Origin of the sequence: Dyella sp. 2RAB6, from assembly GCF_052115385.1 — a bacterium.
In the GTDB taxonomy this organism is placed as follows: domain Bacteria; phylum Pseudomonadota; class Gammaproteobacteria; order Xanthomonadales; family Rhodanobacteraceae; genus Dyella_D.
Map to the genome: position 1 here is coordinate 189,845 of NZ_JBFRGP010000007.1, position 11,763 is coordinate 201,607.

Consider the following 11,763-nt stretch of genomic DNA (forward strand, 5'->3'; position numbering starts at 1 on the left):
GCGCTCTAGCGATAACGTTTCTACGGAGTGACGAAAAGCTTCTGAGCTTTTCCCGACCCTCAGCTCACCACTCCGCCCGCCCCTCACCCCACCCCCCCTACAAAAATTTGTACCCGGGGGAGAGGGAGCCCGGAGGGTGTCGCCAGCCTTCAATGCGCCGACATCGCTGCTTCCGATACCGCACCCTCGCGCGGCCGCAGCAACGTCGCACCCAGCACCGCACCCAACGCCGCGAAACACGCACCAGCCAGAAACGCCCCGCGATAACCCACCAGCAACGCCACGGCGCGCTCGGCACCACCGGCCAACGCTGTCCCCGTCTGCGACGCCGCCAGGCTGGCCAGCACCGCCAGGCCCAGTGCACCGCCCATCATGAAAGCGGTATTCACCAGGCCCGAAGCGAGTCCCGACTCCGACGCCTCCACGTCGTTCATCGCCGCCAGCAGCAGCGGATTCAACGCAATGCCTGCGCCCAACCCCAACAGGATCATCCCCGGCATGATGTCGATCAGGTAATGCCCGTCCTGCGGCGCCCGCGCGAACAGCAGCAGGCCGAACGCCGCCAGCGCGAGACCCGCCGCCAGCGGCTTGCGGATGCCGAAGCGCATCACCAGCTTGGCCGAGATGCCCAGCGAGAACACTGCCATGATCAGGTTGGCCGGCAGGAAGGCCAGGCCCACTTCCATCGGCCCATAGCCGAGCACCAGCTGCATATACAGCGCGGACAGGAAGAACCACGCGAACATCGCCGCCGCCCACAGCACACCGACCGTGTTCGACACGGCGATATTGCGCCGCAGGAACAGGCGCAGCGGCATCAGCGGCTTGCTCACGCGCGCCTCGATCACGAAGAACAGCACCAGCAGCACCACCGCGCAACCCAGCTCGCCCAGCGTGCGCGCCGAGGTCCAGCCCAGCTCGTTGCCGTTGACGATGGCATACACCGCCAGCATCAGCGCGCTGGTCACCGTCACCGCACCGCTCACATCGAGATGCCGCGTATCGGATGCACCCTTGGTCGAAGGCAGCAGCTTCGGCGCGAACAGCATCACCGCCACGCCGATCGGCAGGTTCACCAGGAACACCCAATGCCAGGTCAGCGTGCTGGTCAGCACGCCACCGAGCATCGCCCCCAGGCTGCCGCCGCCGGCGCAGACGAAGCCATAGATGCCCATCGCCTTCGCGCGATCGGCCGGCTCGGTAAACAGATCCATGATCAGCGACAGCGCCACCGCGGTGACCACCGCGCCGCCCAACCCCTGCACTGCGCGCGAGGCGATCAGGAAACCCTGCGTCTGCGACAGGCCGCAGGCGAGCGAGGCCAGCGTGAACAGCCCGATGCCGAGCAGGAAGAAGCGCAGATGGCCATACAGATCGCCCAATCGCCCGCCCAGCAGCAGGAAGCCGCCGTAGGTCAGCATGTAGGCGTTCACCACCCAGGCCAGCTCGATGTCGCTGAACTTCAGGTCGGTTTTGATCGAGGGCAGCGCCACGTTCACGATGGTCGTGTCCAGCACGATCATCAGCACGCCCATGCACAGCACCAGCAGCGCGATCCAGCGTCGGCGCTCGTGGTGCTCGGCGTGCGTTCCGGGGGAAACATCGTTAGTCATGTCTGGCTCGCTTGAAGGGGTATGGCCGGCGCATCTTGCACCGGGTTCTTGAGGATGACGAATGTCCAGGCTTGGAATCGACATCCGCGACGGTTGGCATAAGCAACCGGTCTCATCGCTCAATACCGCAACCCACTCATGCCGTGTTGGGGTTCACTTCGCTCACCCCAACCTACGCCGTGCGCCAACGCAGGCCCGGCACATTGCTGCGCTGCGATTTGACACAGCTCATTTAGAACGATTCAAATCGGGACTTCCGCGCCCGGTCCCCTCGCACCGCGCGCCCCAGAGGGGAAGACCTCCGCATGCGCCACCGGCTCCGCATCTCCGCTCCGCGTCTCCTGACCTGCGTCCTCCTGCTCGCCCTGCCACTGGCCCATGCCAGCCAGGACGGCGTCTTCTTCAGCTCCTTCGAACCAGGCGAGCCCGCGCCCGCCGCATCGAAGTCGCCACTGGCCACCGACATCGCCGGCGGCCCGGATAAAACCGTCGTACTTACCGCCAAGCCAGGCGTCGGCTTCACCGGCCTGCACTCGCTGCACTACCGCGGCCAGGGTGGCAAACCACAGGAGGGCGCGCTGTTCGACGTCAACCTGCCGGTTGGCGCGCACACGCAACTCTCCTACCTGCTGTTCCCCGTCACCGCCGGCGACAACCTCGCCAACCCGTCGACCTATACCGCTGTCGACCTGATCTTCGATGACGGCACCCGCCTCTCCACGCATGCCGCGCACGACCAGCGCCACGTCGCCGCCAGCGCCCGCGCGCAAGGCGAAGGCCGCACGCTCTATCCCAATCAATGGAACCGCCTGGTCATCGATCTTGGCGCCGTGGCGCCAGGCCGCACCATCAAGCGCATCATGCTCGCACAGGATGGCCCGGCCGGCACGGTGGAAGGTTTCCTCGACGACCTGCGCATCGGCGACGCACCCGCGGACACCGCCACGCGCCCCAGCGACTACGTCAGCACCCTGCGCGGCACCAACTCCAACGCCAACTTCTCGCGCGGCAACAACGTGGTCGCCACCGCCCTGCCCCATGGCTTCAACTTCTGGGCGCCGGTGACCGACGCCGGTTCCGACTGGATGTACCAGTACCAGCAGCGCAACGGCGACGACAACCGCCCGCGCCTGGAGGCCCTGGTGCTGTCGCACGAGCCCAGCCCGTGGATGGGCGACCGCCAGACCTTCCAACTGATGCCGGCCAGCGTTGCCAACGGCGCGCCTACCGCCAACCGCAAGGCACGTGCACTGAGCTTCAGCCACGCCAACGAAGTGGCACGCGCCGATTACTACAAGGTGAGCTTCGACAACGGCATCGTCAGCGAAATCGCGCCCACCGACCACGCCGCGATGTTCCGCTTCAGCTTCCCCGCCGCACGCGGCCAGCTGGTGTTCGACAACCGCAGCGACCAGGGCGGCATCGCGCTCGATCCCTCCGGCCGCAGCTTCAGCGGCTACTCGGACGTGAAAAGCCGCCTGTCCACCGGCGCCACGCGCCTGTTCTTCTATGCCGAAGTCGACCAGCCGGTCAGCGAAAGCGGCAAGCTCAGTGGCGAAGGGCGCGATCACGTCGCCGCCTGGTTCGGCTTCGATACCTCGAAGAACAAGACGGTCAACCTGCGCATCGCCACCTCGCTGATCAGCGTCGAGCAGGCCAGGCACAACCTAGCCTTGGAGATCGCTCCGGCCGACACCTTCGACAGCGTCCGCGAACGCGCCCGCCAGCGCTGGGACGAACAGCTCGGCATCGTTGCGGTGCAGGGTGCCAACCACGACGAGCTGGTCACGCTGTATTCCAACCTGTATCGCCTGTTCCTCTATCCCAACTCGGCATTCGAGAACACGGGTGACCAGGCGAAGCCGGTCTACCGCTACGCCAGTCCGTTCTCCGCCAACACCGGCGACAACACGCCCACCCGTACCGGTGCGCGCGTGCTCAGCGGCAAGGTCTACGTCAACAACGGCTTCTGGGACACCTACCGCACCGCCTGGCCGGCCTACACCCTGCTCGCGCCGCAACAAGCCGGCGAAATGATCGACGGCTTCGTGCAGGAGTACCGCGATGGCGGCTGGATAGCGCGCTGGTCCTCGCCCGGCTATGCGGACCTGATGGTCGGCACCAGCGCCGACGTGGCCTTCGCCGACGCCTGGCTCAAGGGCATCCACAACTTCGACGTGCGCGGCTTCTATCAGGCCGCACTGAAGGACGCGACCGTGCTAAGCCCGATTGCCGGCACCGGCCGCAAGGGCCTGGAGCGCTCCAACTTCAACGGCTACGTGGATACCGGCACCAAGGAAGGCCTGTCCTGGTCGATGGACGGCTATATCAACGACTTCGCCATCGGCAACCTCGCCGCCGCACTGGCCGCTGGCAACGACGCGAAAGACCCCTACCGCGCCAACTACGCCGCCGACGCGGCGTACTTCCACTCGCGCGCGCAGGACTACGTCAACCTGTTCAACCCCGGGATCGGCTTCTTCGTCGGCCGCGACGCCAAGGGCGAATGGCGCTACACCAAGGCGCAGTTCGACCCGCTGCGCTGGGGCGACGACTACACCGAAACCAATGCCTGGAACATGGCCTTCCACGCCCCGCACGACGGCGCCGGCCTGGCCGCGCTGTACGGCGGCCGCGACAAGCTGGCGGCGAAACTGGACCAGTTCTTCGCCACTCCCGGCGAGTTCCACGTCGGCGGCTACGGCGAACCGATCCACGAAATGCTGGAAGCACGCGACATCCGCATGGGCCAGTACGGCCACAGCAACCAGCCCTCGCACCACATCCTCTACATGTACGCCTACGCCGGCCAGCCGTGGAAGACGCAGGACAAGGTGCGCGACCTGCTGTCGCGCGTCTATGTGGGCAGCGATATCGGCCAGGGTTATCCCGGCGATGAGGACAACGGCGAGATGTCGGCGTGGTACGTGTTCAGCGCCGCGGGCTTCTATCCGCTGCGGATGGGCGCGCCGGAGTACGTGATCGGCGCGCCGTTCTTCCCGCATATGGACATCAAGCTCGACAGCGGCAAGCACATCGTGATCGATGCGCCGCAGGTGAGCGACCGCAACCGCTATGTGAAGAGCCTGAGCGTCAACGGCCAGACATGGCACAAGCTCACCCTGCCGCACGAGTTGCTGGCCAAGGGCGCGACGCTGAGTTTCGAGATGGGACCGGAGCCTTCGCATTGGGCCAGTGACGAAGCGGCACTGCCCACTTCGCTGAGCGGCGCGACCGGCCCGAAGCCGTTGCGCGACTTCACCGATGGCGGCAAGGGCGAGCGCGATGCCACGGGTGTGGCCAAGTTGGATGCGTTATTCGACAACGACGGGCGCACCGACAGCACGCTCGCCGCGCACGCGGTGGTGCGTTGGCATGCGCCGGCGGCGGCGAAGGTGGCGATGTATACGCTCACTTCGGCCAGGGAGGGCAATGCACCGGGCGATTGGACGCTGGAAGCTTCGAACGACGGCAAGCAGTGGACCGTGCTCGATAGCCGTCATGGCGAGCGCTTCCCATGGCCTGGACAGACGCGCGCGTTCGGCATTGGCAAAGCTGGCAGCTATACGTGGTATCGAGTGAGTTTCGGCAACAGCACCACGACATCGCTGGCCGAACTGGAACTGCTCGGCACGGAGTAAAAACGACCGGCGTAGGTTGGGGTGAGCCGCAGGCGAACCCCAACGATGTCGTGCGTCTGGGGGTGGTCATGTTGGGGTTCGCCGATGGTTCACCCCAACCTACGCCGTATCGGCGTGCACTATCGGAATCCACCTACAGACAACCCGAAATTGCTCTGATAGCGTGGTTGATGTTGCCCGCGGAGTGTTTTCCTCGCGTCGCGGGCAACCATGGCAGCAATGCTGTGAGAAGCGCGAGCCAAGGGTGCACGAACACCCTTGACCCGCTGACCATCACCAACTGACAGAGAGTCGATCATGGCTACCCCAGATCATACGGCACCGACGCGCTCGTCGATCCCCAGGACGACACACCCACCGAACATCCGGGCCGTCCGGCGACATCGCGGACACGGTTGAAGAACCGCGACCTAAGAGTTTTCGCAGGAATTATTCCGAGCCGTCCTACCCGGCACGTCGCCCTGCGCGACGGCGAAAGCTGCTGACGCCGCAACCCACTTCCTCAATCCAGCCGCCCGGCGCCCAGTCTTTGGGCTGTCGGTGAATCTTCGAGTCCGTAAGGTCGGCGGCACGTCGAGCTGTTGGCGGCGTGCCGTTTTACGGCGCGGGGATGCGGCGCAACCAACGCAAGGAGCAACGCATGAGTACGCTGGGCGAACCGTGGCTGACCCGCCACACCCATTACTACGCGGACCCTGAGGCAACGGCCACGGATCTGTTGAACGACGCCACCGAATGGTTGCAGTACGCGCGCCACACCACCGCCTTGCTTGCCGAACTGATCGACGATGCCGACAGCGTGGATGAAAGCCATCTCGCGGTGACGATGGGCGGTGTCAGTGCGCTGGTTGAGCTGGGGATGCGTTGCGCAATCCAGGCGCATGGGAAACTGCTATGGCAGCAGTCGCAAACGGAGACCGTCGAGGACTCCTGCAACACATGAGAAGAGACGCTTGAGCGCTCTTAAGGCCAGCCCCTCTCCCTCCGGCGACCCGAAGGTAGTCCCCGTGGGAGAGAGGGGCTGGGGTGAGGGTTCGGGCGGAATGAAGCGCACCACTCCGCCCGAACCCTCATCCGCCTGCCGGCACCTTCTCCCGGAGGGAGAATGATTTCGACTTGGAATGTCGGCGCGGGCTGGCGTAGGTTGGGGTGAGCCGCAGGCGAACCCCAACATGGCCACGTCCAGACGCTTGGCATCGTTGGGGTTTGCCTGCGGCTCACCCCAACCTGCGCCGTTGCGTTGTTGCGCCGACTTAGTCGGCCACCTTCACCACCAGCTTGCCGAAGTTCCTGCCTTCGAGCAGCCCGATAAACGCCAGCGGCGCATTTTCCAACCCATCCACCACATCCTCGCGCACCTTCACCTTCCCCGCCGCAATCCACTCGCTCATCTCGCGGAAAAACTGCTCGAAGCGCTTGCCATAGTGGTCGAGGATGATGAACCCCTCCATCCGCACGCGCCTCTGCAGCACGGTGGACATCACCAGCGGCAAACGATTCGGCCCCGCCGGCAACGACTTGTCGTTGTAGTGCGCGATGATCCCGCACACCGGCACGCGCGCATGGTTGTTGAGCAGCGGCACCACCGCATCGAACACCTCGCCACCCACGTTCTCGAAATACACGTCGATACCGTTGGGGCACGCCTCCGCCAACTTCTTCGCCAACTCCGGATCGCGCCGATCCAGGCATACATCAAAACCCAGTTCCTCCACGGCGTATTGGCACTTGTCCGCACCACCGGCAATGCCAACCACACGCGCGCCCTTCAACTTCGCAATCTGACCGACCGCCGAGCCAACCGCACCGGTGGCAGCCGCCACCACTACCGTCTCGCCCGACTTCGGCTGGCCGATATCGAGCAAGCCGTAGTGCGCGGTGAACGCCGGCATGCCAAGACCACCCAGCGCCAGCGACGGATGCTCCATGTCGCCCAGCGGCAACAGATCCTTGCCGTCCGACAAGGCGTAGTCCTGCCAACCGGCATTGCCCAGCACCAGGTCGCCCACTTTGAAGTGCGCATGCTTGGACACCACCACCCGGCTCACCGTACCGCCCGCCATCGGCGCGCCCAGCTTCACCGCCTCGGCGTAGCTCGTGCCGACCACGTCCATCAGGTTGCGCATATACGGATCGAGCGAGAGATACAGCGTGCGCAGCAGCACCTGGCCTTCGGCGGGCTGCGGCAGCGGCACTTCTTCCAGGCGCAGGTCCTGCGGCGTCGGCGCGCCCTTGGGATGCGCGGCGAGCACGAGGCGGCGGTTGACGGTGTCGTTCTGGGGCATGGGGAATCACTCCTGTGGGGAATTAGACCGATCGTCTAGTCATAGGGCACAAAAAAGCGGGATCGCTTGCGCGCGTCCCGCCTCAAACTTTGTCGTGCAGGCCGAGCAGTTGCCGCGTGCCGGTCATCGCCGTGTCGAGCGGCGCGCGATCGCGCGCGATCTTCGCCAGCAGGCTTGCGCCCAGCCAGCTCTGGTAGAGCATCGCCGCCACCGCCGGCGCAGCGAGCACCGGGGCGACCGAACCATCCGCGCGCCCTTGTTCGATGCAACGCGCCAGGCGCTCGATCACGCCACCGGTGCCGCGCTCCAGCGCCGCGCGCATGCTCTCCGAGAGATCGCACACTTCCGCGCCGAGCTTCACCGCCAGGCAGCGGCTCTGTGCTTCGTCGCCGGTCTGCGCATCGAGCCAGTCGTTGAAGTACGCCAGCAGCCGTTGCGCCGCCGTACCCTGCTGGGACAGCAACGCATCGGTGTGGGCCAGATAGCTGCCGAAGTAGTCCTCCAGCACGGCTTCGCCGAAGGCCTCCTTCGAACCGAAGTAGTGATAGAACGAGCCCTTCGGCACCCGCGCCGCGGCCAGCACCTCGGCCAGCCCGACGGCGGTGAACCCCTTGCTCAGCAACAGCGGCCTGGCCACATCGAGGATGTGCTGGCGGACGTCGGTGGCCGGGGCTGCAGGGTTCATGGGCGCGCACTTTAGCGAGCGCTAGACCGATCGTCTAGTATCTCCCCGGCCGTATCGCCACCATCCTTCGCAGCCAGCGGCAGCGCGTACTGCACCAGCGAGACCAGGGTCTTGCCCGGCTCCTCGATCATCACTTCGTGCGCCGAATGCTCGAACCACACCAGGCGCTTGGACGGTGCACGCACCTTCTCGAACCAGGCCGCGGCGAGGTGCGAGGAGACGTTGTGGTCATGCCGCCCCAGCAACAGGATCAGCGGGCAATCGAGCCGCTCCACCTTGCTCTCGTCCAGCGTCAGCACCTGGCTGAGCAACTTGCCCACCGAGTAGTCGGCCGCCTCGAACACCAGGTTGACGTCGCGATCGCTGTACTCCGGCGACAGCGCCATCGCGGCGGCCTCCGCCTCGCCACCGTTGCGGCCATACACCATGCCGCCGTAGTGGTTGAGCCATTTGCGCTGCAACTGCAGCGCCGCCAATGGCACCGGCCGGTTGCCTTCGGCATAGGGCGCGATGGAACGCAGCTCCTTGATCGCATCCGCGTCGCCGGCCTTCTGCGCCTCTTCCATATCGAAGCGCCAGCCTTCGCGCTCGCTGGCCTGCATATCCGACACCTGGCCGACGCCGATATACGCGTACAGCCACTGCGGATGCCGGCGCGCCACTTCCAGGCCGAGATACGAACCCCAGGAATGCCCGAGCACGAAGATCTTGTCGCGCTCGAATTCCTTGCGCAGCCAGGCCACCATCTCCTCGGCATCGGCCACCATCCGCTCCGGCGTCATCGTCGGCGCGACCGCCGCCGGATCGTTCGCCGCATACGTGCTGCCGGCGCCGCGCTGGTCCCACTGCACCACGGTGAAGTAGTCCTCCCAGCCGCGCTGGAAATACCAGCTGGTGGGCATCGCCACCCAGCCTGGACCGCCGTGGATCATCAGCAACACCGGGTTGCGCTTGTCCATGCCGCGGATGCTCACCCACTGGTCGATGCCGCCGATGCGCACCTTCTCGTGCCGCTCGATGCCTTCCGGCGTCACGATGCGGCGCAGGTCGCCGATGATCTTGATGGCGGCGGCGCGATTGGCCGGCGGCGGCGCCTCCTGCGCGTCCAACGCAGCAATGCCGGCGCACAGCGCCAGCGCGGCAAAAAACGGCAATCCCGGAAAACGCATGGGCATCCTTTGAGGTGATGGCGCGGCTCGCCACGCAGGAAATGGCGGATGGGGAAGCGTTCCGCGCTGAATAGCCATCGAGCAAGCGCCATGCCAGTGCCCACACCCGGGCGCAAGCGCGACAAGCTCGCATGGCGCCATGCCAACCGCAACGGCCAGCCTTGCCCACCGCCCTGTCCGCGGACGACCGCGCGGACGTCCGGCTTTGCGCCGTGCCGACGCCGTCCTAGCCCATTGGTCATGCCCACCGGCTCACAGTGGCGGCGCTATGGTGAGCCACCATTTTTTTGCCAACCCCCAAGGAGCTTCGCCATGAAGTCGACCCGCTGGATTCTTGCCGCCGCCATCGCGGCCGCCTGCGCCACCGCGCACGCCGCCCCTGCGCCCGCCTCCGCCTCGGGCGTGGACCTGCCCGGCATCGACCACGCCGTGAAACCCGGCGACGACTTCAACGGCTACGCCAGCGGCAACTGGGCGAAGACCGCGCAGATCCCGGCCGACCGCTCCAGCACCGGCATTTTCTTGAAGGTGTTCGAGAAGGCCGAGAACCGCAACGCCGAACTGATCCGCGACGTCGGCAAGAGCAACCCCAAGGCCGGCAGCAACGAGCGCAAGATCGCCGACTACTACGCCGCCTATATGAATGAGGCAGCGATCGAAAAGAACGGCCTCACCCCGATCAAGGCGGAGCTGGCCGAGATCGATGCGATCAAGAACAAGACCGACCTGTCGCGCGTGCTCGGCGGCACGCTGCGCGCCGACGTCGATCCGATCAATGCCACCAACTGGTCGACGGAAAACCTGTTCGGCCTGTTCGTCACGCAGGGCCTGGAAGATCCCTCGCACAACGTGCCGTACCTGCTGCAGGGCGGCCTGGGCATGCCCAATCGCGACTACTACCTCAACGACGACGCCCAGATGAAGGGCAACCGCGACAAGTACCGCGCTTATATCGCCGGCCTGCTCAAGCAGAGCGGCGCAGCGGATGCCGACGCCAAGGCCACCGCCATCCTCGCCCTGGAAACCAAGATCGCCAAGGCGCAGGCCAGCATCGTCGACAGCGAGGACGTGCATAAGGCCAACAACCCGTGGGCGATGGCCGACTTCGCCAAGAAGGCGCCGGGCCTGGACTGGAACGCCTACTTCGCCGCCGCCGGCCTGACCGGCCAGAAGACGGTGATCGCGTGGCAGCCGGAAGCGATCCGCCAGATCTCCGCATTGACCGCCAGCGAGCCGCTGCAGACCTGGAAGGATTGGCTGAGCTTCCACACCCTCAACCACAGCGCCGCCCTGCTGCCGAAGGCCTATGCCGACGCGCAGTTCGAGTTCTACGGCCACACCTTGTACGGCACGCCGAAGCAGCGCGACCGCTGGAAGCGCGCCGTCGGCTCCACCGGCGACGCGCTGGGCGATGCGGTGGGCCAGATCTACGTGCAGCGCTACTTCCCCGCCTCGTCGAAGGCGCGTGTGACGCAGATGGTCGACAACCTCAAGGCCGCGTTCAACGAGCACGTCGACACGCTCGACTGGATGAGCCCCGCCACCAAGCAGAAGGCCAAGGCCAAGATCGCCACCCTTAAAGTGGGTGTGGGTTATCCGGAAACCTGGCGCGACTACGCGTCGCTGGATATCCGCGCGGACGATGCGCTCGGCAATTCGCTGCGCGCGCGGGAGTTCGAGTACAAGCACCAGCTCGCCAAGCTCGGCCAGCCGGTGGACAAGGGCGAGTGGTGGATGACCCCGCAGACGGTGAACGCGGTAAACCTGCCGCTGCAGAACGCGCTCAACTTCCCCGCCGCGATCCTGGAAGCGCCATTCTTCGATCCCAAGGCCGACGATGCCGCCAACTACGGTTCGATCGGCGCGGTGATCGGCCACGAGATCAGCCACAGCTTCGACAACACCGGCGCCGAGTTCGACGCCGACGGCCGCCTGGCCAACTGGTGGACGCCGGAAGACCAGGCCCACTTCAAGGCCGCCGGCCAGAAGCTGGTCGAGCAGTACAGCGCGTACGAGCCGCTGCCGGGCCTGCATATCAACGGACAGCAGACGCTGGGCGAGAACATTGCCGACGTGTCAGGCCTGGCGATTGCGCATGCCGCTTATGTGAAGTCGCTGGGCGGCAAGCCGGCGCCGGTGATCGAAGGGCTGAGCGGCGACCAGCGCTTCTTCCTGGCGTTCGCGCAGTCGTGGCGGACCAAGACGCGCGACGCGGCGTTGCGGGCGCAGGTGATCGGCGATGGGCATTCGCCAGGGTCGTTCCGCGCGCAGACGGTGCGCAACCTGGACGCGTGGTATGACGCGTTCAAGGTGCAGTCGGGGCAGAAGCTTTATCTGGATCCGAAGCAGCGCGTAAAAATCTGGTAAGGG

At 65.8% G+C, this 11,763-nt stretch carries 7 protein-coding genes; 3 read left to right on the forward strand and 4 right to left on the reverse strand.

The annotated features are described in order from the left end of the window. Nucleotides 1-149: 149 nt before the first annotated feature. Nucleotides 150-1,613: an MFS transporter gene (locus tag AB4083_RS13150; RefSeq protein ID WP_441608330.1), complete on the reverse strand. Its 1,464-nt coding sequence runs from the start codon at nucleotides 1,611-1,613 to the stop codon at nucleotides 150-152. A gap of 305 nt (nucleotides 1,614-1,918) precedes the next feature. On the opposite strand from AB4083_RS13150, the gene AB4083_RS13155 reads away from it, so the two are divergent. Together AB4083_RS13155 and AB4083_RS13160 are read left to right on the forward strand one after the other, a co-directional pair. Next, nucleotides 1,919-5,254 carry a GH92 family glycosyl hydrolase gene (locus AB4083_RS13155; protein WP_441608331.1) on the forward strand — a complete coding sequence of 1,112 codons (3,336 nt, stop codon included), beginning with the start codon at nucleotides 1,919-1,921 and terminating at the stop codon, nucleotides 5,252-5,254. Nucleotides 5,255-5,894: 640 nt separating this feature from the next. Next, nucleotides 5,895-6,197: a hypothetical protein gene (locus tag AB4083_RS13160; protein ID WP_441608333.1), complete on the forward strand. Its 303-nt coding sequence runs from the start codon at nucleotides 5,895-5,897 to the stop codon at nucleotides 6,195-6,197. A gap of 310 nt (nucleotides 6,198-6,507) precedes the next feature. On the opposite strand, the gene AB4083_RS13165 is transcribed toward AB4083_RS13160, so the two are convergent. The 3 genes from AB4083_RS13165 to AB4083_RS13175 form a co-directional block, all read right to left on the reverse strand. Continuing rightward, a complete protein-coding gene (locus AB4083_RS13165) occupies nucleotides 6,508-7,539 on the reverse strand; it encodes an NADP-dependent oxidoreductase (protein ID WP_441608334.1) in 1,032 nt (343 codons plus the stop codon). Nucleotides 7,540-7,621: 82 nt separating this feature from the next. Beyond that, entirely contained in the window at nucleotides 7,622-8,224 is a 603-nt protein-coding gene (locus AB4083_RS13170; protein WP_441608336.1) for a TetR/AcrR family transcriptional regulator, read from the reverse strand. Between the two features lie 11 nt (nucleotides 8,225-8,235). Beyond that, entirely contained in the window at nucleotides 8,236-9,393 is a 1,158-nt protein-coding gene (locus tag AB4083_RS13175) for an alpha/beta fold hydrolase (RefSeq protein WP_441608337.1), read from the reverse strand. A 312-nt stretch (nucleotides 9,394-9,705) separates the two neighbouring features. Here AB4083_RS13175 and AB4083_RS13180 point away from each other — a divergent pair, with 312 nt between their 5' ends. Next, a complete protein-coding gene (locus AB4083_RS13180) occupies nucleotides 9,706-11,760 on the forward strand; it encodes a M13 family metallopeptidase (protein WP_441608339.1) in 2,055 nt (684 codons plus the stop codon). Nucleotides 11,761-11,763 lie beyond the last annotated feature (3 nt).